The 26,450-nt window shown below is 50.0% G+C and carries 33 protein-coding genes; 14 read left to right on the top strand and 19 right to left on the bottom strand.

What is annotated here, in order from left to right; all coding sequences use genetic code 11:
* Positions 1–599: 599 nt before the first annotated feature.
* The 3 genes from AC0IXH_RS24345 to AC0IXH_RS24335 all read left to right on the top strand — a co-directional run bounded on the left by AC0IXH_RS24345 (position 600) and on the right by AC0IXH_RS24335 (position 1,921).
* On the top strand, positions 600–1,277 hold the full coding sequence (locus AC0IXH_RS24345; protein ID WP_471721265.1) for a DUF5417 domain-containing protein: 678 nt from the start codon (positions 600–602) through the stop codon (positions 1,275–1,277).
* 180 nt (positions 1,278–1,457) lie between these two features.
* Positions 1,458–1,664 (top strand): DUF905 family protein, encoded by a 207-nt coding sequence (locus AC0IXH_RS24340; RefSeq protein WP_048987680.1) that lies wholly within the window; start codon positions 1,458–1,460, stop codon positions 1,662–1,664.
* 74 nt (positions 1,665–1,738) lie between these two features.
* Positions 1,739–1,921, top strand: coding sequence for a hypothetical protein (locus AC0IXH_RS24335; protein ID WP_048987677.1), 183 nt, complete (start codon positions 1,739–1,741; stop codon positions 1,919–1,921).
* A 58-nt stretch (positions 1,922–1,979) separates the two neighbouring features.
* Here the strand turns inward: AC0IXH_RS24335 and AC0IXH_RS24330 are convergent, their stop codons facing one another.
* The 4 genes from AC0IXH_RS24330 to stbA form a co-directional block, all read right to left on the bottom strand.
* Positions 1,980–2,330 carry a hypothetical protein gene (locus tag AC0IXH_RS24330; protein WP_227507289.1) on the bottom strand — a complete coding sequence of 117 codons (351 nt, stop codon included), beginning with the start codon at positions 2,328–2,330 and terminating at the stop codon, positions 1,980–1,982.
* Positions 2,331–2,393: 63 nt separating this feature from the next.
* Positions 2,394–2,762, bottom strand: coding sequence for a plasmid stabilization protein StbC (gene stbC, locus AC0IXH_RS24325; RefSeq protein ID WP_040223427.1), 369 nt, complete (start codon positions 2,760–2,762; stop codon positions 2,394–2,396).
* Between the two features lie 2 nt (positions 2,763–2,764).
* Entirely contained in the window at positions 2,765–3,481 is a 717-nt protein-coding gene (gene stbB / locus AC0IXH_RS24320) for a StbB family protein (RefSeq protein WP_040223428.1), read from the bottom strand.
* Positions 3,482–3,489: 8 nt separating this feature from the next.
* On the bottom strand, positions 3,490–3,921 hold the full coding sequence (stbA, locus tag AC0IXH_RS24315; protein WP_471721264.1) for a plasmid stabilization protein StbA: 432 nt from the start codon (positions 3,919–3,921) through the stop codon (positions 3,490–3,492).
* A 466-nt stretch (positions 3,922–4,387) separates the two neighbouring features.
* Here stbA and AC0IXH_RS24310 point away from each other — a divergent pair, with 466 nt between their 5' ends.
* Genes AC0IXH_RS24310 through AC0IXH_RS24290 form a run of 5 tightly spaced genes read left to right on the top strand, consistent with a single transcriptional unit; the run spans position 4,388 to position 10,585 of the window.
* Positions 4,388–4,813 (top strand): traK protein, encoded by a 426-nt coding sequence (locus AC0IXH_RS24310; RefSeq protein ID WP_227507288.1) that lies wholly within the window; start codon positions 4,388–4,390, stop codon positions 4,811–4,813.
* Positions 4,813–6,345 (top strand): type IV secretion system DNA-binding domain-containing protein, encoded by a 1,533-nt coding sequence (locus AC0IXH_RS24305; RefSeq protein WP_048987671.1) that lies wholly within the window; start codon positions 4,813–4,815, stop codon positions 6,343–6,345. Before AC0IXH_RS24310 ends, AC0IXH_RS24305 begins: the two co-directional genes overlap by 1 nt.
* Positions 6,346–6,349: 4 nt before the next feature.
* Positions 6,350–9,568 carry a MobF family relaxase gene (gene mobF, locus AC0IXH_RS24300; RefSeq protein WP_471721263.1) on the top strand — a complete coding sequence of 1,073 codons (3,219 nt, stop codon included), beginning with the start codon at positions 6,350–6,352 and terminating at the stop codon, positions 9,566–9,568.
* The gene (locus AC0IXH_RS24295; protein WP_000971716.1) at positions 9,565–10,230 is read left to right on the top strand and encodes a DUF6710 family protein; all 666 of its coding nucleotides are present in this window, start codon (positions 9,565–9,567) and stop codon (positions 10,228–10,230) included. Before mobF ends, AC0IXH_RS24295 begins: the two co-directional genes overlap by 4 nt.
* Entirely contained in the window at positions 10,223–10,585 is a 363-nt protein-coding gene (locus tag AC0IXH_RS24290) for a transposase (RefSeq protein ID WP_471721262.1), read from the top strand. The genes AC0IXH_RS24295 and AC0IXH_RS24290 overlap by 8 nt, the downstream gene beginning before the upstream one ends.
* Before the next feature lie 608 nt (positions 10,586–11,193).
* On the opposite strand, the gene AC0IXH_RS24285 is transcribed toward AC0IXH_RS24290, so the two are convergent.
* From AC0IXH_RS24285 to AC0IXH_RS24225, 13 genes are all read right to left on the bottom strand, one after another.
* Positions 11,194–11,724, bottom strand: a complete 531-nt coding sequence (locus AC0IXH_RS24285) for a phospholipase D family nuclease (RefSeq protein WP_471721261.1) — start codon at positions 11,722–11,724, stop codon at positions 11,194–11,196.
* Positions 11,721–12,722, bottom strand: coding sequence for an ATPase, T2SS/T4P/T4SS family (locus AC0IXH_RS24280; RefSeq protein WP_471721260.1), 1,002 nt, complete (start codon positions 12,720–12,722; stop codon positions 11,721–11,723). Before AC0IXH_RS24280 ends, AC0IXH_RS24285 begins: the two co-directional genes overlap by 4 nt.
* 50 nt (positions 12,723–12,772) lie before the next feature.
* Positions 12,773–13,903: a type IV secretion system protein VirB10 gene (gene virB10 / locus AC0IXH_RS24275; protein ID WP_471721259.1), complete on the bottom strand. Its 1,131-nt coding sequence runs from the start codon at positions 13,901–13,903 to the stop codon at positions 12,773–12,775.
* A complete protein-coding gene (locus tag AC0IXH_RS24270) occupies positions 13,903–14,790 on the bottom strand; it encodes a TrbG/VirB9 family P-type conjugative transfer protein (RefSeq protein ID WP_471721258.1) in 888 nt (295 codons plus the stop codon). The genes virB10 and AC0IXH_RS24270 overlap by 1 nt, the downstream gene beginning before the upstream one ends.
* Before the next feature lie 10 nt (positions 14,791–14,800).
* Entirely contained in the window at positions 14,801–15,496 is a 696-nt protein-coding gene (locus tag AC0IXH_RS24265; protein WP_471721257.1) for a VirB8 family type IV secretion system protein, read from the bottom strand.
* 10 nt (positions 15,497–15,506) lie between these two features.
* Complete coding sequence (locus AC0IXH_RS24260) at positions 15,507–15,638, bottom strand: hypothetical protein (protein ID WP_032493177.1); 132 nt, start codon at positions 15,636–15,638, stop codon at positions 15,507–15,509.
* Positions 15,639–15,715: 77 nt separating this feature from the next.
* A complete protein-coding gene (locus AC0IXH_RS24255; protein WP_471721256.1) occupies positions 15,716–16,753 on the bottom strand; it encodes a TrbL/VirB6 family protein in 1,038 nt (345 codons plus the stop codon).
* A 16-nt stretch (positions 16,754–16,769) separates the two neighbouring features.
* A complete protein-coding gene (locus AC0IXH_RS24250; protein WP_471721255.1) occupies positions 16,770–17,012 on the bottom strand; it encodes an EexN family lipoprotein in 243 nt (80 codons plus the stop codon).
* Between the two features lie 9 nt (positions 17,013–17,021).
* A complete protein-coding gene (locus AC0IXH_RS24245) occupies positions 17,022–17,732 on the bottom strand; it encodes a TrbJ/VirB5 family protein (protein WP_471721254.1) in 711 nt (236 codons plus the stop codon).
* 15 nt (positions 17,733–17,747) lie between these two features.
* Complete coding sequence (locus AC0IXH_RS24240) at positions 17,748–20,321, bottom strand: VirB4 family type IV secretion/conjugal transfer ATPase (RefSeq protein WP_471721253.1); 2,574 nt, start codon at positions 20,319–20,321, stop codon at positions 17,748–17,750.
* Positions 20,322–20,639: a VirB3 family type IV secretion system protein gene (locus AC0IXH_RS24235; RefSeq protein ID WP_000462629.1), complete on the bottom strand. Its 318-nt coding sequence runs from the start codon at positions 20,637–20,639 to the stop codon at positions 20,322–20,324. It abuts the gene before it with no gap.
* A gap of 38 nt (positions 20,640–20,677) precedes the next feature.
* Positions 20,678–21,019 carry a TrbC/VirB2 family protein gene (locus AC0IXH_RS24230; RefSeq protein WP_471721252.1) on the bottom strand — a complete coding sequence of 114 codons (342 nt, stop codon included), beginning with the start codon at positions 21,017–21,019 and terminating at the stop codon, positions 20,678–20,680.
* Positions 21,020–21,220: 201 nt separating this feature from the next.
* Positions 21,221–22,003 carry a lytic transglycosylase domain-containing protein gene (locus AC0IXH_RS24225; RefSeq protein ID WP_078081123.1) on the bottom strand — a complete coding sequence of 261 codons (783 nt, stop codon included), beginning with the start codon at positions 22,001–22,003 and terminating at the stop codon, positions 21,221–21,223.
* A 99-nt stretch (positions 22,004–22,102) separates the two neighbouring features.
* On the opposite strand from AC0IXH_RS24225, the gene AC0IXH_RS24220 reads away from it, so the two are divergent.
* From AC0IXH_RS24220 to AC0IXH_RS24200, 5 genes are all read left to right on the top strand, one after another.
* Complete coding sequence (locus tag AC0IXH_RS24220) at positions 22,103–22,420, top strand: H-NS family nucleoid-associated regulatory protein (RefSeq protein ID WP_058672987.1); 318 nt, start codon at positions 22,103–22,105, stop codon at positions 22,418–22,420.
* Between the two features lie 3 nt (positions 22,421–22,423).
* Positions 22,424–22,774: a hypothetical protein gene (locus AC0IXH_RS24215; protein ID WP_032416642.1), complete on the top strand. Its 351-nt coding sequence runs from the start codon at positions 22,424–22,426 to the stop codon at positions 22,772–22,774.
* Positions 22,771–23,109, top strand: coding sequence for a hypothetical protein (locus tag AC0IXH_RS24210; protein ID WP_000040982.1), 339 nt, complete (start codon positions 22,771–22,773; stop codon positions 23,107–23,109). Before AC0IXH_RS24215 ends, AC0IXH_RS24210 begins: the two co-directional genes overlap by 4 nt.
* A 3-nt stretch (positions 23,110–23,112) precedes the next feature.
* The gene (locus AC0IXH_RS24205; protein WP_000733764.1) at positions 23,113–23,421 is read left to right on the top strand and encodes a putative periplasmic lipoprotein; all 309 of its coding nucleotides are present in this window, start codon (positions 23,113–23,115) and stop codon (positions 23,419–23,421) included.
* A 284-nt stretch (positions 23,422–23,705) separates the two neighbouring features.
* Complete coding sequence (locus AC0IXH_RS24200; protein WP_024562121.1) at positions 23,706–23,891, top strand: ribbon-helix-helix domain-containing protein; 186 nt, start codon at positions 23,706–23,708, stop codon at positions 23,889–23,891.
* Here the strand turns inward: AC0IXH_RS24200 and AC0IXH_RS24195 are convergent.
* Both AC0IXH_RS24195 and intI1 read right to left on the bottom strand, forming a co-directional pair.
* The gene (locus tag AC0IXH_RS24195) at positions 23,888–24,472 is read right to left on the bottom strand and encodes a recombinase family protein (RefSeq protein WP_471721251.1); all 585 of its coding nucleotides are present in this window, start codon (positions 24,470–24,472) and stop codon (positions 23,888–23,890) included. The genes AC0IXH_RS24200 and AC0IXH_RS24195 overlap by 4 nt on opposite strands.
* Positions 24,473–24,649: 177 nt before the next feature.
* Positions 24,650–25,663, bottom strand: coding sequence for a class 1 integron integrase IntI1 (intI1, locus tag AC0IXH_RS24190; protein WP_000845048.1), 1,014 nt, complete (start codon positions 25,661–25,663; stop codon positions 24,650–24,652).
* Between the two features lie 159 nt (positions 25,664–25,822).
* Here intI1 and AC0IXH_RS24185 point away from each other — a divergent pair.
* Positions 25,823–26,450, top strand: a 628-nt coding sequence (locus tag AC0IXH_RS24185) for a DUF3291 domain-containing protein (RefSeq protein ID WP_471721250.1), incomplete at its 3' end; no start/stop codon positions are given.

Here is a 26,450-nt window from a genome sequence, read left to right as displayed (position 1 = left end):
CTGTCGCTAACTCACTGAAATAACGCAAAACGCAAAATGGGCGTCCGCCAGCTGCAGCTGCTTCTCAGCTGCTGCCGGCTGCGGGTGTCGTTCAGCAAATTTGATCGTGTCGGCCAACGTCACCAGCGGCGCTGTAAGGCCGTTTACAGCCCATCCGGGCGCGTCAGCTGCGCTGACCCACCACGGACCCGGAAATCACGCCCAGCGCGTCGCAGAGCGCCGCACAGGCCGCTCACCGGGACAGGGCTAATGTGTGGCCGTGGCGTGGCGTTTTGGTCGGTGGAAAAGAGGGCTTTGCAGGGAGGGGGTGGGGGCAGTGTCCACGCGGCGGCGTGTGTGGGCGTGCTGTGGTGGTTCCGGTCGGGTTATGTGGTAGTCCCCGTCAGGTCCGGTAAGGCCCGGCGATTGACGATTTAAGCCCCCTTTCATCGTGGTGCTGTCGCCTTTCCGCTGTCGCGCAACCATATGAAATGTAAGTAATAAACGTATTTACTAATATTGACTTTGAGAGCGAAAAGAGCGATACTTAATTCATCGGGAGGCAGCACCGCCGCCCGGTAATACAGCCCAAAGCGGCGATTACATTCAAGGAGCAAAAAATGAAACTGACTCGCGAAGCAACCACAGCAGCAAACCCGGATTTACGCGGCCGCAAACATCATTTCATCATCGAGAGCGCCACGGCGGCAGAGCTGGAAGCGATGGATGAGATCCTGACGCTGGCAGGCTGGGAAAATGACAGCTGCCCTTGCTATGAGGACGGCTTTGGTTGTGGTTACTGGATCGACATTTCCGAAGTGGCTTGTTTCAAAGCGGCATACAAAGCAGCGAAAACGGGCCTGAAAGGCTATATGGCAGTTGAAGCAGAGAAGGCCGCAGCAGTGAGCGAAGCTACCGCAGAACCAGCCCCGCAACACATTCCGGCGGCAAGCCTGGACGATTACACCGTGTACACTTTGCATGAACCTATTGAAGCGGAAGAAGGCAAGCCATACGCAGAGAAGCGCGTAACTCGCGCCTACGTTGCCCGCAGCATGACCCGCGCCCTGGCGAGCCAGGAGAAGCATGTAGAGAAGTACAAAGCGCAGGATGTTATCTGGCTGGCGGAACACAACGCAGACCACGCTTTTAGAATGGGCGTTTTAAGCCCGGAAGAATTCACAGAGATCTATCACATGATACGTGCAGAGAACGCGCAGCCCCTGCTTATTCTGGCGGCCTTGCGTGATGCCCTGCTAACCGGAGCGCCAGCACTTGCCGCCGCCCGTGCGGCATAAACCGCCGTCCTTCAATGCGCCTTCCGGGGCGCTTTTTGTTGGTAGAACCGCATGAAATATATGTAATTATTGTATTTACTAATATTGACTTTTCGGGCGAAAAAAGCGATACTTATTTCATCGGGAGGCAATACCGCCGCCCGGTAGCAAAGCCCAAAGCGGCAACCTACGGAGTCCCAAATGAAACAACATATCGCTGCAATTATCCGCGAATACAACACCCCTACAGTCACCGTCGAAGTAGCCAATACAGACCGCTACGATAGTGAGCAAATCGAGATCCGCCAGGTTGTTGATGGTCGCCTTATCTGGCGGGCGTGGGACTATGAGGCAGGTTTTGAAAGCGCCCTGCATCGCGAGATGGCCTATTACCATATCCCGGCCTGATTGAGCCATAAACACCCCGCCCGGTGAAAGCCGGGCAATACAGCCCAAAGCGGCACTTATCAGGAGTTAACCTAATGACAAAAGCCACTACACCGTCCCAGCTGAAAACAGAGCTGGAGAGCCAGAAAACCTACCTTCTCGAAGCCTGCCTGATGGCCTTCAATCAGTTACCTAACCAGCGAACAAAAGGCGCATACCCGTCAACATACGCACTCGCAGCAAAGATTGATCACCTGTTGCAGCAGGAAAAAAAATAAGCCTTCCCACAACGACAAAGCCCGGTTAATACCGGGCTTTTCTGTATTGCACAATACACTAAAGATTAAGTGCGTTTGCGTCCTGCGCCAGCCAGCATCGGTATGTTTCCTTTTGAAACTCCCCGCCGCAGCCGCCACCGGCTTTTGATTTTCCGCAGTGCTGGCATGTACCCAGCGCGGCTTTTTCTTTCTCCCACTGTTGCCAGTTGCGGATCAGCAGCAGCTGGAAAAACTCATTTGGTGAATAGGGCTGTTTACCTATCCTGCGCACCTGCCGTAGTTCTTCCAGCTGCGCGGCTTCATCATGCGTTAGCGTGACCGTCACGCTAACGCCTTCATTGCGTAACCGTTCGCGGCGGCGAGCTTGCCGCCGCCTGGCTAACATCCTCTCGCGTTCAGTTTTATCCATGTTCATCACCGTGACTGTCACGATTTAAAAAAAGAAAAAAGGCCGGGAGTCCGGCCTTGTGAGTTACTTCAGGATCAGCAAGGTCAGCGCCGCACCAATGGCCGCGCCGACGATGGAACAAACAGCCGTCATGATCACGACGCGGTTAACGATGGTGCTGGCGTTGTTGTGCTGGAGTGATTGCCAGCGCGTCAGGAAGTCTGACCGCGCCTTGTTTTCCTCCTTCATCGCTGTCTGTATGTCTCTCAGGCTGCCGATGATTTCCGCTCTCGAATCGTCTGCCGTCAATTCAAGTGCGCTTTTGAGTTCGCCCAGCTGCTGAAGCATGTCGGCTTGTTCGGCCTTCATTAACTTCATGGCTTCTAAAATTTCCTTCGCGTCTCCCAAAAACCAGTCCATCAATACGTCTAATTTATCGGGCTGCTTATCCATGCTTAATCTCCGATTAACAGGGAGAATGTTTTATCCAGGTTACTTTTTACCGGGATAGCCTGTTTCATGTAAGTATAACGACGCGCCATTTTGCGGCGTTCGTCTACGTCAGCTGATGCTTTAGCGCGGGCTTTAAATTCTTCCGCATCTTCAGCGGTCAGCGTTTCAAACGAAATTTTGTGATGTGCAAGATATTCGTATACCTCACTATTATAGATCGCAGAATTTTTATTAATGCGGCCTACTTTAGTTTGCTTCACAAAATCGAAAATCGGGCCGAAAACATTTTCAACATCGTCGCCCGGATTAACACGGTTTGGAATAAAGATAATTTTTTTGTTATCCACGCCAGCCTTGCTTAACGTGTGTGCCGTTTTCATGCTTTCTTTAATAGCTTTATCTTCCGGCGTTACCGGGATGAAATACATATCAAATTCATTTGCGCCGCCATCGAAGCGGGACATTGCCATTAAAAACGGTTCTACGTTTGACGCGCCAATATCAATAATCGCTGCATCTTCGAAAACAACATCTTCAATCAGGCGGGAAAAATCATCCCCTTTAAAACTGGTGACGTTTTCAATTCCTAAATCAGACGCTGATTGGTTAATTGTTTCGACAGCGAAAAATTTCGCATCTTTCAGGCGCGGGGCGAGAAGGTAAGTTGAAACTAAAGTTTTGCCAACGCTGCCACTGTAATTAATAACCGCTACTTTCATTACACACCTCAATATTTTTTGATGAACTCATTAGGATCGAACTCGGCTTTTGCCTCGTCAAAAAATTCCTTTCCGATGATACCCGGTGACTGTTTCTTTTTGTCTCCTTCGGTCGCGTCTTGTGTATTGTGCAATACATCTTTTTTTGCCTGCTCAGACTGCGCGGGCTTTTCTGTATTGTGCAATACAGGTTTCTTTTTTTGCTCACTGGCTCCGGTTGATTCTGTATTGTGCAATACAGAATCAGGGGCGGCATGTTTCGCCCGGTTTTGCCTGGCCCGATACAGGGCAGTATCAAAACTTCGAACGTTCACATTCTCCAGGCTGAAGCGTTCAGATACCGCTTTGAAAACCTCCTCTCTGGAGACTCCCAGTGACAGCATTTCTTCTACTTCCGGCAACATCATCTGAATTGCTGCCCTGATGCTTTTGGGCTTCATAGTACCCTCATGTAGAACGATGTATTTTTGATGTAATAGTGATGTATTTATGACGCATCAACTATCCCATGACGTAAGAGTGGTGTAATAGTGGTGTAATGTCAACCATGAATTGACGTAATTATGGTGTATTTGTGGTGTAAGGGTATTCATGCAAGCATGAATACCGGGATATTGAACGCTTTTTCACCAAACTACCCCTTAACCTCCGTAGATCGCTCCTACCAAACTGATTATTTTTTAGCCCTTAACCTGCTATACACCTAACGCAGTGCGATAAATCGCACTAACCAACTGATTTAAAAAGTAAAAATGGCAATATTACGAATCATGGGTATTAAAAAGGTATTAAAAATATAGCATAAGAGTATGGTTTATATGGAAATGTAGGTATTACTTTGTTAATACTTACCTCATGCGGTTAAACTACCGCCAGATTGAACACGAAAAATCACCAGTTGAGGACATGATGCCGATCATCACATGCAAGGTAACGGACGAAGAAAAAGAGCTTATCGACAGGCTGGCCGGAACGAACAGATCGGACTATATGCGCCGTTGTTTGTTGGCCGGATCAGGTGGCCGGATAGGTGGATTGAGTCAGGTTACGGAACAGATAAATGAAGTAAATCGACGCCTCGATATTCTGTTTGACCAGGTATCAGAGACAGATATGAGCGCGTTTTCCTCGGAGCTAAAAGGTCTGGTCAAACAGCTGTCACAACTCAAATTGCCGCCTCCCGGTCAGATGATGCTGCACGAATCCCTGGCAATCGAGACGGTGATCCTGCTGCGTTCGATGGCGACCCCGGCCAATATGAAAGCCGCCTGGGGAGAGCTGGAACGTAACGGGTACAAAGTATGGGAAAGTAAACAAGAGAGGAAGGAATAATGACGGAACAAGAGAGAGGACTTATATTTTTATGCTCGCTGCTGGGGCCAATACCCTTTGTATGGTTTATTACGGCGAAGTTCGTTTATGGTATTAATAGCGAGACGGCTCACTACCTTGTCCCCTATTTGCTAAAAAACACGTTCAACCTGTGGCCGTTATGGGTGTCGATTATTTCAGGCTCGGTTATAGGGTTGTGTGGTTTTATTGGATTTATCATTTACGATAAGGGCAGGGTATATAAAGGACCACGTTTCAAACGTATCTTGCGTGGAACCAAATTAGCCAGAGCATCCACGCTAGCCGAAAAAACAAAGGAGAGAGGTAAAAAGCAATTAATGATTGCAGGTGTTCCAGTGCCTACTGAATATGAAACGCTTCATTTTTCAATCGGCGGGGCCACTGGTACGGGTAAATCAACCGTTATCAAAGAAGCCATATATTCAAGCCTGAAAAGAGGCACAGATAAACGCATAGTTCTTGACCCGAACGGAGAATATGTTGAGACGTTTTATCGCCCCGGCGACGTGATTCTTAGTCCCTATGATAAACGCTCTCCCGGTTGGTCAATGTTCAACGAAATACGCGATGATTTTGATTATGATCTCTATGCTGTATCTATTATTCAGGAAAGTAAGGAACGTTCAGCAGAGGAATGGTACAGGTATGGGCGTCTTATTTATCGTGAGGTGTCAAAGAAATTACTCACGCTAAAACGTAACCCAACAATGGAAGAAGTTATGCACTGGTGTACCATTGTTGAGAATGACAAATTAAAAGAGTTTGTGAAAGGTACACCTGCGGAAGCTCTGTTTATTAAAGGTGCCGAAAGGGCCACCGGGAGCGCCCGTTTTGTCCTGGGTGACAAATTAGCCCCACACCTGAAGATGCCCGCTGGCGATTTCTCGCTGCGTGACTGGCTGGAAGATGATAAACCCGGCACGTTGTTTATCACCTGGCAAGAGCAGATGAAAAAGAGCCTCAATCCGCTGATTTCATGCTGGCTGGATATTATGTTTTCAAGCCTGTTGGGTATGGGGAAACGCGATCAGCGCACGCTGTTTTTTATCGACGAGCTGGAATCACTGGAATACCTGCCAAACCTGCAAGACTTACTGACGAAAGGGCGAAAAAGTGGCGCGTCGGTATGGGCTGGCTACCAGACGTACTCTCAGCTGATTGAGCGCTACGGCATCAACATAGCGGAAACACTGCTAGGAAGTATGCGCTCCGGTATCGTCATGGGTAGCAGTCGATTAGGTAAAGAAACCCTTGAGCAAATGTCCCGCGCATTGGGCGAGATTGAGGGTGAAGTGGAACACAAACAAGGCAATCCATTCCAGGCGGGCATTGGTAACAGGCCACGCATTGAAACGCGTACTGTCAGAGCCGTTACCCCAACGGAAATATCAGAGCTGAAAAACCTTACCGGATACGTCTATTTTCCTGGTGATCTGCCTGTCGGCAAGTTCAAGACTAAATATGTGAAATACACGCGTAAAAACCCGGTTCCGGGCATCATCATGAGGTAGCGCCATGCTTGATATTACGACTATCACCCGTATCGATATTGCGTCAGTTGTAGGTTACTACGCTGACGCAAAAGACGATTACTACAGCAAAGACAGTAGCTTTACTGCGTGGCATGGTCAGGGCGCTGAAGCGCTGGGCCTTTCCGGCGAGGTCAGTTCCCAACGCTTCAAAGAGCTGCTTGTCGGGGATGTTGACCCTTTCACACAGATGAAGCGCTCCAGCGGTGATGCAACGAAAGAACGGCTGGGATACGACCTCACATTTTCCGCGCCTAAAGGCGTATCGATGCAGGCGCTGATCCACGGCGATAAGACAATAATCGCCGCCCACGAAAAAGCGGTTGCCGCTGCCGTCCAGGAAGCGGAAAAGCTGGCTCAGGCCCGCACGACCCACGCAGGGAAAACCATTACGCAGAATACCGGTAATCTGGTTGTTGCTTCCTTCCGGCATGAAACATCACGCGCCCTTGACCCGGAGTTGCATACCCACGCCTTTGTCATGAATATGACGCAGCGCGGGGATGGTCAATGGCGAGCACTTAAAAACGATGAACTGATGCGGGCCAAGATGCACCTGGGGGATGTCTATAAGCAGGAGCTGGCGCTGGAGCTGACAAAGGCCGGGTATGAGCTGCGCTATAACAACAAAAACAACACCTTTGATATGGCGCATTTTACGGATGAACAAATCCGGGGATTCTCACGGCGTTCCGCTCAGATAGAAGAAGGGCTGGCGGCTATGGGGCTGACCCGCGAAACCGCTGACGCACAGACCAAAAGCCGGGTATCGATGGCGACCCGCGACAAAAAAACAGACGACTATTCGCGTGAAGATATTCATAAAGAGTGGGTTAATCGGGCTAACGAGCTGGGGATAGACTTCAATGATCTGTCCTGGGCGGGCAAAGGCAAGGATGGCCCGCAAACGTCAATGAATACCGTCCCTAACTTCACAAGCCCGGAGGTAAAAGCCGACCGGGCGATCCAGTTTGCACTTAAATCTCTTTCAGAGCGCGATGCGTCTTTTGACCAGTCGCGCTTGCTGGCCGTGGCAAATAAAAAGGCAATCGGGCAGGCATCAAAACAGGATGTTGAAGCGGCCTATTATCGTGCTGTGGCGAAAGGGGCCATTATTGAAGGTGAAGCGCGATACACCACCACAACCGACCAACGAAGCAAAGATGCGCCGCCACTCCCTGCAATGACGAAAGCTGAATGGCAGGCGCAGCTGACCGACAAAAAAGGGATGAACGACAACCAGGCGAAGGCATTAGTTGCTGAAGGTATCAAGTCTGGCCGCCTGAAAAAAACCAGCCATCGGGTAACGACCGTTGAAGGTATCCGGGTAGAGAAAGCGGTGCTGAATATCGAGGCTCGCGGTCGGGGCAAGGTGATCGCCGCGCTGACAAGCGAACAAGTCACCGCGCAGCTGGTCGGCAAGACGCTGAAGGCCGAGCAACAGAAAAGCGTCGTAGATATTTGCACCACGACAGATCGCTTTGTGGCGGCTCATGGCTTCGCCGGGACCGGGAAAAGCTATATGACCATGAGCGCGAAGGCCGTTCTGGAGTCACAGGGCTATAACGTCACCGCACTGGCTCCCTACGGTACGCAGAAAAAATCCCTGGAAGATGAAGGGATGCCCGCCCGTACCGTTGCCGCTTTCGTGAAGGCAAAGGACAAAAAGATAGACGAGAAAAGCGTGGTCTTTATCGATGAAGCGGGCGTTATTCCGGCCAGACAGATGAAGGTGCTAATGGAAACCATCGAGAAGGCCGGGGCCAGAGCGGTATTCCTGGGCGATACCTCGCAGACGAAAGCCGTCGAGGCGGGCAAGCCATTTGAACAGCTGATCAGCGCCGGAATGCAGACCAGCTATATGAAGGATATTCAGCGCCAGAAAAATGACGTGTTGCTTGAGGCGGTTAAGCTGGCCGCAGAGGGCCACATATCCGGCTCACTGGCCCGACTCAGCAATATTAGCGCAGAGAAGGACCAGGATAAGCGGCTGGAGGCTGTAGCTAATCGCTGGCTGTCATTCACCCCGGAGCAGCGCGAAGGTACGCTGATTATTTCCGGCACAAACGAATCAAGGGTAATCCTCAACAGCCAGATTCGGGAGGCGTTGCAGCTGCAAGGAAAAGGCGTGGAGGTGAATTTTCTGGAGCGCGTTGACTCCACGCAGGCCGAACGCCGGGACAGTAAATACTACCAGGTAGGGCAAATTATCATCCCCGAAAAAGACTATAAAAACGGGCTTCAGCGGGGCGAGTCTTACCGGGTACTGGATACAGGTCCGGGGAACCTGCTGACCGTGGCCGGGAGCGACGGCCAGAAAATCAGCTTCAGCCCGCGCACCCATAAAAATTTATCTGTTTATACCAGCGTGGCCGCCGAGCTGGCCGTGGGCGATAAAGTGATGGTGACGCGTAACGATAAGACGCTGGATGTGGCGAACGGCGACCGCTTCACCGTGACCGGGACTACCGAGAAAGGCACGTTTACGTTAACCAACTCGAAGGGCCGGGAAATCGAGCTGGACCAGAAGCAGGCCGCCTATCTTTCGTATGCCTATGCAACGACCGTCCATAAAGCGCAGGGGCTTACCTGTGATCGGGTACTGTTTAACATCGATACCCGTTCTCTGACGACTTCCAAAGACGTTTTTTACGTTGGGATTTCCCGCGCCCGTCATGAAGTCGAGATCTTCACCGATGACAAAAAGCGTTTGTTGAGTAGTGCCAGCCGCAACAGTCCTAAGACCACGGCCAGCGAAATAGACCGATTCTTAGGGATGGAAGAACGTTACAAAGACGTAAACCGGAGCTATGGCCATAGCGATGGCCAACAGGAAAAAAGTTATGGCCATGATGCTGGCCATCAAACCGAAGAGAAGGAAAACACCATGAAAAACGCGACAGAAGCCGCGCATGATGGCCCTGATACTTCAGGTACTGAAAACACGTCTCAGGATTTGCGCCAGCGTGAGCAGGAGGAAGTCAACGCAGCTATCCAGTACGAGCAGAGGCAAGAAGCTACACCGGAAATGGAGGCGAACCCCTACCACGACTATGAGCGGTATGCTGACGAAGGGCCGGACTATGGCGACATGCAGGACTACAGCACGTATGAAGAATATGAACGTGCGCGTGACGTGGAACTACCGCAGCATGAGCACGAAAATCATCAACATGACCATGACAAGGAGGGCTACGGCCTATGATGTTCTGGAACCGAAATAAGAAAGAAAAAGCCGCTGCCGGCAATGAAAAAAATCGCTTCGATCACCTGCTTTCGGTGGCCGAAAAATTACCCGTTAAGGCGCTACCTGATCTCATTCGCGCCATCGTGCGGCCAGTACAGAGTGATTTCTTGCTGGCGGTAGCCGAGGAAGGGACTGATGCCCGCCCGGATATGACCCCGCAGGAGTTCTTCTTTGAAGGGCTTATCCAGGTGCAATCTTACGAGAAGATGAAAGAGGGTGAACTGGACGGCGCTGATTATCCGTTGTCGCTGGCAAGTGAAATGGTGCTGCCGTGGCCCTGGAGCCTGACACGCTATATCGATAACGTTTCGCACATTGGAACCCATAAGGGCAGGCCGTGGAAGCAGGATAAAATCAACCACTATGTTGACTTGTGGTTGCCCTGGCGCATTGGCTTTGTGCGCGGCGGCAACCATTCCATAACGGCGGGCATTCTGGCCGGAGAAGGGACCGTGATACCGGATCACGTTTACGATATGTCCTACCTTTTTGAGCTGGTCCGAACGGACGGTAATCACTGGTTCGTTGACGGCCAGAAGGTTGAGGCGGTGAAATCCGGGCGGTCAGCGGCTGTTTTCGAAATTGGCCGTTTACTTACGGAAGGAGCAAAAAATGGGTGAGCAAATTACTAACGCGGAGTGGGAAAAAATCTCACCTGATAATTTTGAAACAGCCTCTTTGTTGCGAGCTGTTGATGCTATTGATGATTTACGCGGGGATTTTAATGATGGCGAGTATTCAGCGCCGCCGCAAATCAGAACTGATTTACTCAGGCTTCATGAGATAGCAATGGCAGTGATTAACGAAGGTTCACGTAGCCGGGTTTCAGCATTGTTCGAGCTGGCGAGTGACCTGGACGAACAAATATCCCATCTGGTAAATCGGCTGGATGAAGTGCAGGACACGCTATCTCAGCTAATGGCGTTGTATCCAGAAAGCCTTTACTACGATGATATTGAAGGCGATGAGGAATAACGGAAGATCAAAGATCGTTGATCGATCCTCTGAAGATCCTGTACTCTCTTGCTCAGAAACGAAAAAACCACCCGGCAAGGTGGTTTCTTCGGGTGACAGAGCTAATGCTCTTATCACCTGGTAGCTGGTTCTACAGGGGAACGCAGTACCGTAAATTCAAATCTAGTGTAGCAGTCGTTATGGCTGAAATTCAAGCCCCATTTCCCCTGTAGAACCACGTTACCGCACAGGCTGTTACCTGTGGCGGCAATTTGCCGTGTCTGACGAACTGGAAATCATGTGTTTGTCATAGTCAGACGTAACGGCAGCGGGAGACGGGGAGTCTGGTTAAAACCCGCAGCGTTGGAGCGAACTGTCTACGTCGAGCCGAGAACTTTAAGCGTGAGCTATGAGAAAGCGCCACGTTGCCCGAATGGGCTAAAGGCGGTCAGGTTTCGGTAAACGATATGATAGGAACACAGGACGTAACCAGGGGGAGCGATGCCAACGAAAGGCGGCAGATCTCTAAGCTGTGTCGGGTTTCGCCTACTTCTGACTTGTAGCTTTTTTTTGAAGCTCGTCAGGAGGGGCGGAGCCTTTGGAAAAAGGCGACTTTCGCCGCCCTGTTATCATGGCTGGTAATCTTTTCCGCGCTGCCAGCGGTCCTGCCAGTGTTCAAGATAAGGCTTTGCCAGCTGGGGCATGTTCCAGATCACCACCGCGTTTTCCGAATTTTTAGATTCTGCTGCTTTGGTGTAGTTGAAGCTGCCCGTCTGAACTGACCGTTCATCAATAATCATCACCTTGTCATGCTGGATAGGAAAATCGCTATCCACCCGCAGCGGTATCTCGTTTTTCACAATGTACTTCATCGCTCGATGGCTTACGTCATTACGATTGCCGCGTTCGTCGATAACGATTTTTACATCAACACCGCGATTTTTAGCCTTGACCAGTGCCTGCATAATATCCATCGCGGTGAAGCTGTAGGCCATCATTCGAATAGAGGATTGCGCGGAGTCGATAGCGCCAATCACCAGAGTGTGGGCGCTACCTTCAGGGGAAAATCCGACCTGTACCGATGGCGAATCAGCGGCCATCGAGGGCAGGGAGGAAAGGGCCAGAAGGCCCGCGAGAAATATTGCAGCGCCTTTTCTCACTTTATCCCCCCGTTCATGCACTCATACTTATATTCTGGCGAATAGTAGATTTCGTGGATCTTCCTTTTCGCCATGAACACCACCACATCAATAGTGGAGTGCAACAGGCGCATAATGTCTGAAATATCCAGCATACGGCCCACTTCGGTAGCTTTAACCATCAGCCCTATGCGGGTAAAAGCATCCATTGCAGAGTTAGCATGTGTGGAGGTTAAACCGCCAGGGTGTCCGGTATTCAGCGCCTGAAGGTAATCCCATGCAGCATCATCCCTCAGCTCGGTCATGAAGATACGATCCGGTGTCAGACGCATACAGGCTTTAAGGCACTGCGTCGGTGTAGCCAGCCCTGGTTTGTCTTTGCCGCCATAACGCATATAAACCGCTTCTTCCAGATGGGTAGCTTCAACTTCGTGAGCATCCTCCATGATTATCACGCGTTCCTGTGGGCTAATGGCTTTGAGCAGGGCGCGGGTGAGTACCGTTTTCCCTGATCCGGTTTCACCCACAACGACAACGGTTCGCTTTTTCTGTACAGCAGTAAGCAAAAATTCTTCCCGGCGTTTAGCCCGGTATAACTCTTTCAGCAGGAGATCGTCGTCACCCAGCTCACGCTTATGGCTGTCAATTTCCCGGCAAAACTCAAAGATACCTTCACGGCTTAACGTCGCCAGGTCTTTATCCAGCGCGATATTTTTTCGAAACGCGATTGCGGCAGTGTTATCGATCACCGCAGGCGGTAAACAGATAATTCCCCTGGAGCCGTCCGGCAACACCACGTCATTAATCATCTGGCGTGTAACGTTGTTGGCGCTGGTTAATGCTGCTGTCAGGTTGTCGATAAATGCGCCGGTAATGCTGTTGTTCTGGATAATTTTGCGGCCTTCAAACGTGTCACAAACGACTTCGTTATAGCGATTGATACGGACTTCAAATACGCTCGGATCTTCGAAATACTCCCGCAGCGGCCCCAGCTGGTAATAAGCCGATGATTGGTTCATTTATGTTGTCTCCTGCTACAAAGAACAGTGGGCCTTTCGGCCCACGTTGATTAGTTGTCTGCCAGTGAGTAAATATCACTAAAATCGAGATCACGAGCGACGTAGATACTGATTGCGTCGCCCTGCTGGTCGTAGAGTGTTGGCGGGATATTAATAGTGGCCCTCAGCGCTTCAGAGGCCAGCTCCTGCGAGTTGTTTTGTGTGTTGTTAAACTGAACATCATTTCCGGTTTGCGCTGCGTTCACCCCAGCTTGCAGAGCGTCAGAGATAACGGAAATGAACACAGCCCCTTTGAAGCGATCCCAAAAGTGGGAATCAACCTGTCCGGGGACACCTGAACTACCGAGAGAGTTGGTTCCAGCGCTATCCAGATTAACGAATGTGCCATCCGGGTTTACCACGCGTTCCCACAATACAAAGACGCGGGCCTGACCATTTTTGAGGCCACCGTTCATCTGCCCTGTAACAAATGCGCCTTTGTCGATCAGTTTCACTAACCCATCGAGGGAATACACATCACGCGTCACTCGACAGGACACCATGCCGGGAACGGTCGTATCCAGCTCTGTAGACGTGCCACACGGTATCATCGTCCCTTTAGCAATAGTCATACTCATATTCTGCATTACGCCCGCTCTGCTGCCTTTCAGGCGGGCAGGTGTAAGCTCTTTTGCTAACGCGCTGCTGCCTTCGCTGCCTTCATCGCTTTGCTGCTCTTTTTTGGCCGGAGTCTGGCTACCGCCCTGCTCGCCGGAAAGATCGCCATCAAGACGGCGCTGCATGGCGACTTCTTCCGGCGTCAGCTGCTTCTTCCCGTTGCTGGCCCGGCCCGTGTTGCTATGATTGGCCTCATACTCCGCTTTGGCTTTATCCTGCATCGCCTTCTGATTAGCGTCAGGGGCCGCAGCCCCCCCAACGTTCGGGTTAGTGTTGAACTGGTAGTTAGGCAGGCTGCTAACCCCATCATTTTTATTACCGCTGTCAGCTTTGGCCGTGTCCGGCGCTTTGCGTGTGTGCGTATAAATTGTGACGCCAACGAAGCACATAGCGATGATAGCCAGAATAGCGATAAAGGCTTTTAGCCCTGGTGCTGTGCGGCGTTTCTGTGCGGGCATTCCCCCGCGTTCATCGTCGAAGCTGTTGTTATCCAGCTCGCTATCAATATCGACTTTACGGGCCATTAGTTATCCCCTCCTTTTTGCACCCTTCTAACATCCGGGGAGGCTGTGCCAGTGGCAATAGCGCCAGCTGATGGCACGTAGTTGATATTTTTAATACCAACAACCTTTGTCCAGCCAAGCCTTACACGCCATTCTTTCGCTACGTTCTGGCATTCCAGTATGTTGTGATGTTCACCAACCGGACGACAGTTAGGGAGCGTCTCTTTGCCGCTGGACGATATGTAATAAACCTGCGGTAAGTCGGCGTTTTCCGGGAACTCAAAGCGCGTGAAACGGTAGTTATCCCAAACATGGATCGGCTGAATATCTGCCATTTCCGGCTCGTCGCTCATTTCATACTGGTAGTTTTTAGGGCCAGCGAAAGAAGACTCCCGTAACTTCTCCGTCAGGCGCTTTTTCTCGGCCACGCTGGAGGCTTTTTTCTGCTCGTCAAACGGGTACTCATAGGTCAGCTGAAGCGTGGCCTGTTTCATTGACCACGGCGTTTTGATAAACGATTTTGTCTCTGTGCCGTCAGCGTTCTTTGTTGTCGTCTCGCCGATATAGTGCAGCACGATGTTATAAGACCGCTTATCAGTCACGATGGTCAGGTTGGTATCACTCATTTCGGTCTTAGGTTTCACGAAATAGTGATTAAGTTTGTGTGAGAAAATCCAGCCAGCAGAATCACCGAAAGCGTGAGTGATATAGCTTTCATCCGGGGAAACGACGATATGCGTAAACAGGCCCGCTACCGCATCAATTCGCACCACATCAACCGGGTTATAAACTACCGTTTTGATACGGAAGTCATATGGTGAGCTTTTCGGCGCTTGAAGCGCCGCCGCGTTGAATGTGGCCCCGGCCAGCGCCATTGCGATCACTGCGGATAAGACTACTTTGTTCATAGTACAGTCCTCAGTTCGACTCAGGGTTAACGCGGTAACTGGTGACGCGGAAGCCAAGCGGGTTTATGTAGCGCTGCGACGCATTCATAGCCAGCGATTTGTACTCGTAGCCCAGGATGGCAATCCAGCGCTTCGGTGGATCATCAAAATTATTGCTACGAGAGCGGCGAACGGTCGTAAAGCGAATGGTCGCCACGCCATGCTCTCTATCGAGAATGGTGGAGTTGATGCTTACCCGTGTCGTCTCGCTGTCACCCAGGACCTTATCAATCCCTTGCTTGCCCTTGAATCGGGAAAGGTAGGCTTCCGCCACGTTCGGCGTGGACATTAGACCTACTGCGTCATAGTCCACCTGAAGGGAGTAAAAATCGTAGGATTCGCGGTGAATAACGTATTGAGTAAGGAAATACTTATCAATTTCGTCACCGTAAGTAGCATCATCACGCGTCAGCTTGACCTGTGATACCTCGTGATTACTCGGATTCAGCGTCAACAGGAACGGCGGTATTGGCTGGCTATAACGGTAATTCACATACGACGCGTTACCGATCGCTACGATAGCCACAACAGATGCGACTGCGGCGACTATCCACGCCGTGCGGCGTGAAGATAGCACCTCGTGCATAACGTCCACTTCCAGCCCTTTACGGCTTTCGTTGAACTCTTTGATGGCCTCTTTGGTCAGCCCTTTCTTTTTCTCTCTCATAACAACCACCTTATCCCTGTGTATCTACTGGAAGCGTTTTATTGACTGGCACGGTGTGGCTCCAGTCCGGCTCCGGCGGCGGCTTGAAACTGCTGGAACATGCCCCTAACAACAACACCCCTAAAAGTACGATTGCGCGCATAGTTTCGACCTCATTTGTCCATTGCGTTCTATTTATCTTATGTCCGTGAAATTGCAATTTCAACGACTTTTGTTTATTTATGCTGCTTTTCCCCGGCTACCACGCGCTTTTCCTGTAAGACCTGAACCGCCAGCTCCTGCACTGCCGCTACTGCTGCCACTTTGTCCACCACCGCCGCCTGCTGCTGAAGGTCTTGCTGAAGGCTTCGCGCCCCCAAAAATCCCATTAGAGGCTACATTGCCCATCGTGTTCATCGAGTGGCCCGCATGACGGGCCGCAGATGCTATATCAGCAGAAACACCGCTACCGAAATTCGACGCTACCGCAGGAACCTGGAACAACACATAGACGGAAACAATGGTGAGAATGACCAATCCAATAGCCGTTGATAAGGCATCAAAGCCTTCGCTGCTGTTAAGACCGGAAATCATTTTTGTAAATAGACTCATTAACAACCCAAATACGAGAGCCAAAAGAACTATGACCAGGCTGTAATTAATGACGGTTCCCATCCACTTAGCGAATATGCCTTTTGTTGGATTCCAAAGGAGACAGAATATAGCTATTGGCCCTAAACAAAGACTTATAGCCAGTAGCACTTTAGCCATAATCACAAAAGCAGAACCCAACCCGCAAAGAACTACAGTTGCAGCTATTAGAATAAGCCCGATTACTGCGCTCATTATGCCATTAGCGCTAATTCCAGCCCCTTCAAACGCGGTTTGTATTGCCGTTATAGATTGGTCTACTCCGGTATCAATAATCGCTGCCATACCTGTGCTTGTGGTTTTTTCTTGAGTAACCAATATTGAGGAAAAATCATCGGGCAGATTTAAAGCTAAATGAACAAGGTCGGTTTGATATAAACCGCCAGCCGTTGCGAAACTCAAAACAACAGCAGCTTTCATATATTGCGTAATTAAATCCCCAAGAGCCTCTCCGCCCCCTCCGGGGCTAAGAGCGGAATATGCACCTTGAGCCATAAACTTGATGGTCAAAAATATTGCAACCGTTGGCGTGACTGTTGCAATGATGGTTGTTACGTTGGTATCAACCATCATATTTATCAGATCATCAATTATGTCAAATATCTGTTGGACAGTATTAAATGCCATAACTATATCCTGAAATTCAGTTTAACTTCGGCACGCTATGAGAGTTATCTTTCCCATGAACAAAAAGTTCAGTCTCAGCGTCTCTTGCATTCTTACAATCAGCATCCTGCAAAGATTCTGCATTCTTTTTGCATTCAACAAGCGTTTGCTTTCGCTCGGCCTCATGTGACTTATACCAATCTTTATCATGCTCAGGCTTACAACCAGCAAGAGCAGAAATACCGATAAGAACCAAAGCTACTTTTAAAATCGTTTTCATATAATCACCTTATTTCAGCGGAGCGGGGCTATGACCACCATCAGTACCATAAATAAAATTACCTACGGCGCGTTCTCTTTGAGCTTCATATAATTTATCTTGCGACTCCTGAAGCATACTCATTAGCTTCAGTTTCGCTTGCTCGCCCTGAATCGCGCCTTGTGCGGTTTGAATACGAGCCTGAAGGTCAGCAACTTCCTTTACATCTTTAGTAGTGGAAATCTGCTCGGTTAGCGCCTGCATATCACTTAATTCCTGCATCTGATTGTTATATGCCTTTTCAGCTATAACACGGTCATACGCCCCTTTTTCAGCCAGCTTTTTATTTAGAGCTTTAATTGCATCGGAAGGATTCATATCATCAACTTCAGAATTAAAGTCACCAACCATACTTTGAACATCACCAGTTACAGACGATGATGAGTTCATGGCATCGCTATAAACTTTCTGCCAGTCGTCAGGAAGGTTATTAGCCAAGCTGCTTGTTGATGTGTCCAGCAAATCCCCAATATTGGTTGTCTTTGCCAGGCTCTCATAAGTTGCTTTTTGGGTAGCCAGCTGCTGCTTCAGTTGGTCGAGCTGGTTAGCCATTTCCTCAAGCGTTTTAGCCAGGCTGGTCGGATCGTAAACCACAACACCATTACCTATAGCGGCAGCGGTCCCGATAGTTCCCACGCCTAACAGTCCTGCCAGTGCAATAGCAATTAACTTCGCTTTCATAACATCGTCCTCTAATTAATGACGGCAAAGACGCCAGTATTCCTCAATCCAGTTTTCCGGCTCTGGACCGTATTTCTCAATCAATTCTTCAGCCAGTTCAGCATTCTGCGGTTCCCCGGAAAGAATACTGATAATGTTGTCCTTCTCGATTTCATCCCGCTCAGGTGTATTGCTACCAGTGATATTCAGGTTGAATGTAGCGAGAGCTGACTGTGACCCCTGCTTAACCAGGAACTGGCGCGAGTGCTCAGGGATTTTGGACATTACTTCAAACTCTGCATCCGTCAGGAAGGAGTAGTCCTTACGGCTCGCATCAGGATCACGCAGGCAGATTTTTGATGGAGTTTGCGACATTACCGTTTTACCAATACTGCTGGCGAGCGCGTCATTTGGCTCTTGCGTGGAAAACAAATAAATCGCATCTTTCTTACGGTCTGTTTTGATACCGCGCTTTATTTCCAGCTTTAAAACAGGATCGTCAAGATAAGCGTGAAATTCATCAAAGCATTGAATAACACGACGCTTTCCGTCAATTGAATTACGGATTCGGTAAAGCAAGTACATTAATAACGGCGTTCTGGCCGGGCTGGGAATCTCACCTTCCGCAGCAATGAACTCGGTCAGGTCGAAGCCGAATACATCATGAGCATCGAGATCTAACGCATCTTCATCATTATCAAAAAGCCAGCCATACTGTCCTTCATTAGTCCAGTCGTTAATTAGGTCTTTGAGGTATAGATTTGTGATATATCCTTTCAGTCGTGTAATGTCTCTGGCCTCAACAGGAACCAAAGAATGCTCGCCCATTACAGCGTCCACAGCCTTATTGAGTTCCATTCCCATATCTTTATCTAACGGGCCGTTATTTGTAATTTCAGCACAGACACGCATGATATTTTTAGTGGTCGCAATATTACGCGGTGTGCCTTTTTGCTTGAGCGGTGAAAAGTTAGTTTTTACGCCCTGCTGTAAAACTTTATAATAACCGCCGACACTGCGAATAAATGGCTCCATTCCCCGGTCACGGTCATAGCAAAACATACGCGGATTAAACTTCATGCACTGGCATAACAGGAAATCCAGCAGCGTAGTTTTACCCTCACCAGACGTACCTGTAAGCAACATATGCCCCAGCGGGCGCTTTCCGATGGAGCGTTCTTCCAGTGGGGTGACGTGGAAGTTAAAATACAGCGGTGTGCCGTTCGCTGTACGGAACATCGTCACTGCCGGACCCCACGGATTATTGTCCGGTTTGCCGCGCATAAAATTATGGTACGGGGAGAAATGGAAGAAATTCCATGAGTTGATCGGTGTCGGGCGTGGCGCCCATTTCTGATTACCCGGAACCTTCGCAAAATAAGCTGCTTCAGAGGCCAGCCCTACGCCGCCCCCTACGAAGCCACACTGACTTAGCATGACTTTAGCTTTACGGGCCTTGCGCTGCACTGCTCGCTGATCGGTATCGAAAACGTGAATAGTGGCATGGTGATAGCCCATCACAATTTCTTTAGAAAGCAGCATATCAAGCGCTGTATTCAGCTGTTCAAGCTGGGACTGGCTTCTGTCGCCAGTTTCCATCATGGACTTCTCCTGGCGCTCCAGCAGCGTTTTAGCTGAAGCCTCGGATATGCAAGAGAACGTTTGAGTCAGCAGGTATTCAAAGTCAGCCTCTTTCAACAAATTGAACTGACCCGGTTCCGTGTTTTTATCGTAATCACGGATTTCGATAGCCGTAGTATAAAAATTACGGTCCAGCGCTCTGACCTGAACAATATCCCCCCATACGGAACTGACAACACGGTTTTCCATGATGTAAGTACCGATACGGTCACGGCAAACAGGCACAATGGACCATTCCAGGTTGACCAGAAAATAAAGAAACTCAAGCGCTTTAGAATATGCGTGAGCAGTCGGCGGGACGGTATCAGCGACATTGAGCATTACCGGTTCGTCGAAAATATCTGCTTCATCCACTTCAAGCAGCGACTGTTTTTCTTCAGCGTCAGTTAACGCTATTTCCTCACCGTTTTTATCCCGGTAATAAATACCCAGGCGCTTGATGCCATAGCCCTTCATCCCCTCCATGATCTGCTCACAGACTTCTTCCATTCCGGTGAAGGCTTCAGCCTGCATTTGAGCCAGCTCGTCAGCTGACGGTCGCTCAAACTTAGCCAGGAACTTCTGCGTCTTATCGCCTATCTGGCGATAGAGCACCGTCAGGTACAGGTCATTAACCATCTGGTTAGACCCCGTTTGCAGACGGCGGTTGTATTCATCCAGGTAGCGCGGGAAGAATTGGGTAAACTCAGAGTCAGGATACTCTTTAGACTGGTGATGATACTCGTGTGACCAGACTTCTACGTGGTCAGTCCCGAAGGACTTAATCAACGTATTAAGATCATCGTTCCATGTAATCAGCTCACGGTCAGAGGCACAATCATGTGTCCGGCCATCGACTTTAAAGAAAGCAAGCAGATCGCCATTACGCATCGAGATAATATAATCATCAAGGTGCTGGCTATGCTGCAAATACTTTTCATTAACGCTCGGCTCGTCTCTGAACGTTTTAGGTTTAAGCAATGCCACCATTTATTTCAGCTCCTTTTTCTTGTAATCCACAGGGGAATAACTTGAACCACTCCATTGTTTAAATGGCGTGTCGTGTGCATTACGAAACTTAGTCTGTAGCCATAATGAAAGGATGCGAAACATACGGTCGTCGTATTTCGTTAGCGCTGCTGCTATTGACCACAGAACCGCAAATACAAGGAGTGACCATAAATGTAACGTCATAAACAGCGTGGCCGAGATCATGAAGATAACCAGCGCCACTGTACGCGGAACGCCAGCAAGCCGGGGGACGCGTGTTGCACCTTTAAATAATGGCCTTTGTCCATTTTCAAACATAAAACCTCACTTAATGGGGGATGAACTCCCCCCATTAATCAGCTGCCGATACCAGTCAGGGATACCAGATATGATGCGGAGCCAATGCCAACCATTGCGATTGCGAGACGGAACATAAAACCAGCGGAAATAAGATGGAACAGCCAAACGAGGAACGACACGATCACGCCGATGGTACAGGCGATAGGAATCCAGGTATCCAGCCATGACTTGATGTTGTTACCTGTACTGGCCCCGGTGTCTGCCCCGCCAGCTGCGAGGGCCAGTTCTGGCGCTGCGATACATAACAGCGCAACCAGCAGCGCAACCCCGTTATTTTTGAAAAAAGTAACCATATATACCTCTACCTTTCCTTTGTTGATTTCAATATCAATCGGCACTCGCCGACATTGCACTTATCCAGGAGAAACTCCGTCAGGAGTCTCAGGTCTGCCCATGTGCGAAGTTCGTGATCTTTATTCAGACGAATAGAACAACGAACCTCACCCAAATCTTCATCCTTCACGTCAAATATGGGATACCACTGCTTTAGTGAAATCCTTTCAATTACAACCTCCTGTATTTTTCCGGCTTCGCATAAATCAATTATTTGAGACTGCAACAGGAGATAGATTTTTGTCATTCATAACCTCACTCCCTTTTTGCTCTGCTTTGGTCAGAAACGCGTCAGTGTTATCCTGCGAAAACACATCACCACCACTATCACTTTCACCCGTAAACGCATCGTGCTCACCCTCAAAGGTTGCGCCCTTCGCACTCACAGGCTGGCTCTCCGCTTCCTCGTTCTGCCCATCAGGTAGCAACGTAGGGATCTTTAAATCAGACTGTTTAGCCACGTTAATAACTTTCGTGACATACCCGTTTGAAATCCCCCGCACTTGTGAACCAGTGTTGTAGCAGGACAGCGCGTGTCTTAATGCTACCTGGCCGGGCGGGTTGGATTTCAGGGCCGTACTATAACAGTCTTTTAAAATGGTCTGACTGGCGCGGAGATTGATGCAGGGTTTAAATACCTGCTCAACCGTGATACCTAACGAACTCAAATTGTTAGAATTAATCATCGCAAGCCCCATATCGATGCTTTCATCTTTCTTGAGGTTTTTGATTAGCCGGTTGGCAACTTCTACCGCTTCAGCTTCGGTTTGCGGTTGACGTTTCAGGTTTGCGCCACGGTTAACGTTAATAAAATACGGGTTGTTCCCGGATTCATGGCCGACGATATAGGCCATTGTCAGCGGTGAAACGTCTGGTGCGCATCGGGCAGCAAGGCTGGCGATCGTATCCGAGGCAGAAGCCGCATGAGCGACCCCCTGAAAAGAAAGGCCGGAGATACATACCGCTATCAAGCACCATGATTTTTTCATTTTTGTATGTCCGTGTAATTGTAATTTTGACGACTTTTATTTATCATAAGGGCCAATAGAATCGTGTCAAGAGAAAAAGACGTTAAAGGGAAGAAACCTATGCTTGTTCCTTTGCAGTCGGAGAAGCGACCAAAAGGGACGCCTGTATACCGTGACCCGGAGAATCCATTTAACACCTGGAGCGGGTACGGAAAGCGCCCTGTCTGGTTACAGGAACGATTGAGTGATGGGTATCTTCTGGATGAAATGAAGCTGCCTGGTGCAGTGGTGGATCGGGATACCAAATCCCCTCGATACCGTGACCCGGCTAACCCGGCTAATACGTGGACTGGCGTTGGCCGTCGTCCTAAATGGTTAGTTGAGCTGCTGGAAAATGGTGTGGATTTGGACGATCTGAAGATTCGAGAAAGGGAGTGAACGATGGGCAATGTGATTGAGTTTAAGAGGCCGAAAGGCGAAAGAAACCAAAAAGACAAAATGCCTAAAAGGGGGATATTGCTGTGGTTCAAAAAGACTGCCCTGTCCCTCAAAAACAACCTCTTTACCTACTCTAAGTCATGTTGTTGTATTTGTTTGTTTTTTGTAAGCGCTGCGTCAAGAAAGCTATTGAAGTTGATCGCCACACTATCAATCGTGCTGTTTCTTGTCGAGTGGTTTATGGGCCGTTTGGGAGCGCCAGAGTTTTATAACCTGTTGTTCCTAATGGGATTGCTGTTGGTTATCAATGTGATTTCAACAAGCTGTATCAAATGGATAAGAGGGAACGTATGAGTAAGCTAAGAACCGTTGCAAAAATATTATTGATGTACTGCATCTTCAGTAGCGCCAGCGCCTTTGCGGAGGGAAATACTAAGGGTGATCCGTGTCTTGCGTTCACCTGTATGGCCGGAAAGTTACAAGGTAACGAGGCAACATCCGGGCCTGACTGTGTAATGGGCCGTCAGAGCTTCTTTGAGATACGAATTTACACTCCCTACTACAACCCCGGCGCGACAGCTGCGGCTCGTAAAGTATTTCTAAGCACCTGCCCTATGACCACTATTTCAGAAAACAAAAACACACTGGAGCTGATTATTCAGCGATACGGACGTTCATTTCAGGAGTAAAACATGAAGAAACTAATCCCAGCCATCATTGCCGCTGCCCTGCTCTCCGGGTGCGCCACTCAGAACGACGCGGTAGCACTCTCAAACCGAATCAGCGATCAGCAGAAGCAAATCAACGCGCTTTCCGTTCGCCTCCAGTCTGCCGAGCATCGCTTGAGTCAGCAGGAGTCAGCTTTTCGCTCAGAACAAACGCAGAACAGCAGCTACTGCTACCTGAACGGCGTCAAATATTCTCAGGGATCGGTGTTCGCTGGCCGTATCTGTGATGGCAGTTCCGGCAGTGTCGCCTGGCGTCTTTACTCCCACCGCTAATAAGCAAGGCTTCCGGGCTTGCCCCGGAAGCGCTTCCTCCAGACATGGATATTGAGCTGCACAATCCATGTTTATCACAACAATCATATTGTTAAAGAGCATAAAAAAGTCGCCATGAAGGCGACTTAAACGAGCTGGAATCGTGCATATTTTATTTTTGTAAGTGCCCTGGTGCTGTATTCAGGGTGAATTTTTGCACTATATAGGCACTATCTGCAACCACTTTAATCTATCTGACAGCCACATACACTGCTTGCACCTGTAACTGTGTGGAAACGGATGTAATGGCCGAACCCTATTTAAAAAATCGCCGACGCTTCACCTCGTCCCTTGATAATCAGCTTGTCCCATTGTTTGACGCTTTAGCGGCCAAAACGCGGATACCTAAAAGCCGCCTGCTCGATGAAGCTATAGAGGATTTGCTGGTCAAACACGGCGTTCCTGGTAAAAAGGTCGATAGCCAGAATTAACTTTTGCTCACCCGCGTAACCGTCCGTTCCGATACGCCAGCGAGTCTGGCCGTCTCGCTGATAGATTTCCCCTGGTGCCGCAAAGAACGGATCAGGTCATGCTTATTCTGGTCGGGCATCCGGCCACGATAAACCCCCTTCTCTTTGGCTTTCCTTACGCCTTCCTGCTGGCGACGGCGGCGATCTGTATAGTCTTTTCGGGCGATGGCCGCGAGCATATCAAGCATCATGCTATTGATGGCCGTCAGCATACTCCGTGTAAATTCATCGCTACCGTGGGGCATTAACGCCGCGTAGCTGGTTGGCAGGTCCAGACTGATAATCGCCAGGTTCTTTTCCTGCATCATTCGCTTCAGCTGCTGCCAGCCTTCATCATCGAGGCGTGAAAGGCGGTCTACCTGCTCAATCAGGATAAGATCGCCCTTCTCAGCATCATTTAGCAGGCGCATAAGCTCAGGGCGTTGCAGGGACGCGCCAGACGCATTCTCAACGTACCATCCGGCTACCCGGTGATTATGCTCAAGTGCAAAGGCTTTAAGCCGCTGCTGGGCGCGTGTGTCGTTTTCAGAAGACGGCTGCACTGAACGTCAGAAGCCGACTGCACTATAGCAGCGGAGGGGTTGGATCCATCAGGCAACGACGGGCTGCTGCCGGCCATCAGCGGACGCAGGGAGGACTTTCCGCAACCGGCCGTTCGATGCGGCACCGATGGCCTTCGCGCAGGGGTAGTGAATCCGCCAGGATTGACTTGCGCTGCCCTACCTCTCACTAGTGAGGGGCGGCAGCGCATCAAGCGGTGAGCGCACTCCGGCACCGCCAACTTTCAGCACATGCGTGTAAATCATCGTCGTAGAGACGTCGGAATGGCCGAGCAGATCCTGCACGGTTCGAATGTCGTAACCGCTGCGGAGCAAGGCCGTCGCGAACGAGTGGCGGAGGGTGTGCGGTGTGGCGGGCTTCGTGATGCCTGCTTGTTCTACGGCACGTTTGAAGGCGCGCTGAAAGGTCTGGTCATACATGTGATGGCGACGCACGACACCGCTCCGTGGATCGGTCGAATGCGTGTGCTGCGCAAAAACCCAGAACCACGGCCAGGAATGCCCGGCGCGCGGATACTTCCGCTCAAGGGCGTCGGGAAGCGCAACGCCGCTGCGGCCCTCGGCCTGGTCCTTCAGCCACCATGCCCGTGCACGCGACAGCTGCTCGCGCAGGCTGGGTGCCAAGCTCTCGGGTAACATCAAGGCCCGATCCTTGGAGCCCTTGCCCTCCCGCACGATGATCGTGCCGTGATCGAAATCCAGATCCTTGACCCGCAGTTGCAAACCCTCACTGATCCGCATGCCCGTTCCATACAGAAGCTGGGCGAACAAACGATGCTCGCCTTCCAGAAAACCGAGGATGCGAACCACTTCATCCGGGGTCAGCACCACCGGCAAGCGCCGCGACGGCCGAGGTCTTCCGATCTCCTGAAGCCAGGGCAGATCCGTGCACAGCACCTTGCCGTAGAAGAACAGCAAGGCCGCCAATGCCTGACGATGCGTGGAGACCGAAACCTTGCGCTCGTTCGCCAGCCAGGACAGAAATGCCTCGACTTCGCTGCTGCCCAAGGTTGCCGGGTGACGCACACCGTGGAAACGGATGAAGGCACGAACCCAGTGGACATAAGCCTGTTCGGTTCGTAAGCTGTAATGCAAGTAGCGTATGCGCTCACGCAACTGGTCCAGAACCTTGACCGAACGCAGCGGTGGTAACGGCGCAGTGGCGGTTTTCATGGCTTGTTATGACTGTTTTTTTGTACAGTCTATGCCTCGGGCATCCAAGCAGCAAGCGCGTTACGCCGTGGGTCGATGTTTGATGTTATGGAGCAGCAACGATGTTACGCAGCAGGGCAGTCGCCCTAAAACAAAGTTATACGAAGAGCAAGGAATGAAATGAATCGGTATCATTTAGCACAAATTAATATAGCTCATGCGCAAGCCCCAATGGATTCTGCCTTAATGAAAGGGTTTGTTGATCGTTTGGCTGAAATTAATGCACTCGCGGATAGTTCGCCCGGTTTTGTCTGGCGGCTTCAAACTGAAGACGGCGACGCTACTGCACTACAAGCTTTCGATGATCCATTATTGCTTGTAAATATGAGTGTTTGGGAAAATATTGATTCATTAAAAAACTATGTTTATAAATCACTTCACGTTGAACTAATTCGTGATCGTAATGCATGGTTTAATAAAATGACTAAGCCTCATCAAGTGCTTTGGTGGGTTCCAGCGGGGCACATTCCATCTGTAACAGAAGGAAAGGAAAAGTTAGAGCTATTGCAAAAGGTGGGGCCAAGCATAGCCGCCTTTACAATACGCAGATCACCCACTCACTCGACAAGCATGGCGTGTTTGCCTGATGATTCGGGTCCGCACGTCGGCCACTCCACGCCACCTCGCCTTGACCAGGAGCCTTGTACCTTGAGTTCGCAGAAAACCGTGACCGTTACACCGCCCAACTTCCCCCTCACTGGCAAGGTCGCGCCCCCCGGCTCCAAATCCATTACCAACCGTGCTCTGT

Source organism: Erwinia sp. AC075, from assembly GCF_979253995.1.
The sequence above is the reverse complement of the archived record's forward strand: the minus strand, read 5'-3'. Positions and strand labels throughout refer to the sequence as shown.

Excerpts from the sequence above, each read along its gene's own strand:
- AC0IXH_RS24345 (WP_471721265.1), top strand. The coding sequence starts at position 600 with ATGAAACTGACTCGCGAAGCAACCACAGCAGCAAACCCGGATTTACGC.
- AC0IXH_RS24340 (WP_048987680.1), top strand. The coding sequence starts at position 1,458 with ATGAAACAACATATCGCTGCAATTATCCGCGAATACAACACCCCTACA.
- AC0IXH_RS24335 (WP_048987677.1), top strand. The coding sequence starts at position 1,739 with ATGACAAAAGCCACTACACCGTCCCAGCTGAAAACAGAGCTGGAGAGC.
- AC0IXH_RS24330 (WP_227507289.1), bottom strand. The coding sequence starts at position 2,330 with ATGGATAAAACTGAACGCGAGAGGATGTTAGCCAGGCGGCGGCAAGCT.
- stbC (WP_040223427.1), bottom strand. The coding sequence starts at position 2,762 with ATGGATAAGCAGCCCGATAAATTAGACGTATTGATGGACTGGTTTTTG.
- stbB (WP_040223428.1), bottom strand. The coding sequence starts at position 3,481 with ATGAAAGTAGCGGTTATTAATTACAGTGGCAGCGTTGGCAAAACTTTA.
- stbA (WP_471721264.1), bottom strand. The coding sequence starts at position 3,921 with ATGAAGCCCAAAAGCATCAGGGCAGCAATTCAGATGATGTTGCCGGAA.
- AC0IXH_RS24310 (WP_227507288.1), top strand. The coding sequence starts at position 4,388 with ATGATGCCGATCATCACATGCAAGGTAACGGACGAAGAAAAAGAGCTT.
- AC0IXH_RS24305 (WP_048987671.1), top strand. The coding sequence starts at position 4,813 with ATGACGGAACAAGAGAGAGGACTTATATTTTTATGCTCGCTGCTGGGG.
- mobF (WP_471721263.1), top strand. The coding sequence starts at position 6,350 with ATGCTTGATATTACGACTATCACCCGTATCGATATTGCGTCAGTTGTA.
- AC0IXH_RS24295 (WP_000971716.1), top strand. The coding sequence starts at position 9,565 with ATGATGTTCTGGAACCGAAATAAGAAAGAAAAAGCCGCTGCCGGCAAT.
- AC0IXH_RS24290 (WP_471721262.1), top strand. The coding sequence starts at position 10,223 with ATGGGTGAGCAAATTACTAACGCGGAGTGGGAAAAAATCTCACCTGAT.
- AC0IXH_RS24280 (WP_471721260.1), bottom strand. The coding sequence starts at position 12,722 with ATGAACCAATCATCGGCTTATTACCAGCTGGGGCCGCTGCGGGAGTAT.
- virB10 (WP_471721259.1), bottom strand. The coding sequence starts at position 13,903 with ATGGCCCGTAAAGTCGATATTGATAGCGAGCTGGATAACAACAGCTTC.
- AC0IXH_RS24270 (WP_471721258.1), bottom strand. The coding sequence starts at position 14,790 with ATGAACAAAGTAGTCTTATCCGCAGTGATCGCAATGGCGCTGGCCGGG.
- AC0IXH_RS24265 (WP_471721257.1), bottom strand. The coding sequence starts at position 15,496 with ATGAGAGAGAAAAAGAAAGGGCTGACCAAAGAGGCCATCAAAGAGTTC.
- AC0IXH_RS24260 (WP_032493177.1), bottom strand. The coding sequence starts at position 15,638 with ATGCGCGCAATCGTACTTTTAGGGGTGTTGTTGTTAGGGGCATGTTCC.
- AC0IXH_RS24255 (WP_471721256.1), bottom strand. The coding sequence starts at position 16,753 with ATGGCATTTAATACTGTCCAACAGATATTTGACATAATTGATGATCTG.
- AC0IXH_RS24250 (WP_471721255.1), bottom strand. The coding sequence starts at position 17,012 with ATGAAAACGATTTTAAAAGTAGCTTTGGTTCTTATCGGTATTTCTGCT.
- AC0IXH_RS24245 (WP_471721254.1), bottom strand. The coding sequence starts at position 17,732 with ATGAAAGCGAAGTTAATTGCTATTGCACTGGCAGGACTGTTAGGCGTG.
- AC0IXH_RS24240 (WP_471721253.1), bottom strand. The coding sequence starts at position 20,321 with ATGGTGGCATTGCTTAAACCTAAAACGTTCAGAGACGAGCCGAGCGTT.
- AC0IXH_RS24235 (WP_000462629.1), bottom strand. The coding sequence starts at position 20,639 with ATGTTTGAAAATGGACAAAGGCCATTATTTAAAGGTGCAACACGCGTC.
- AC0IXH_RS24225 (WP_078081123.1), bottom strand. The coding sequence starts at position 22,003 with ATGAAAAAATCATGGTGCTTGATAGCGGTATGTATCTCCGGCCTTTCT.
- AC0IXH_RS24220 (WP_058672987.1), top strand. The coding sequence starts at position 22,103 with ATGCTTGTTCCTTTGCAGTCGGAGAAGCGACCAAAAGGGACGCCTGTA.
- AC0IXH_RS24215 (WP_032416642.1), top strand. The coding sequence starts at position 22,424 with ATGGGCAATGTGATTGAGTTTAAGAGGCCGAAAGGCGAAAGAAACCAA.
- AC0IXH_RS24210 (WP_000040982.1), top strand. The coding sequence starts at position 22,771 with ATGAGTAAGCTAAGAACCGTTGCAAAAATATTATTGATGTACTGCATC.
- AC0IXH_RS24205 (WP_000733764.1), top strand. The coding sequence starts at position 23,113 with ATGAAGAAACTAATCCCAGCCATCATTGCCGCTGCCCTGCTCTCCGGG.
- AC0IXH_RS24200 (WP_024562121.1), top strand. The coding sequence starts at position 23,706 with ATGGCCGAACCCTATTTAAAAAATCGCCGACGCTTCACCTCGTCCCTT.
- intI1 (WP_000845048.1), bottom strand. The coding sequence starts at position 25,663 with ATGAAAACCGCCACTGCGCCGTTACCACCGCTGCGTTCGGTCAAGGTT.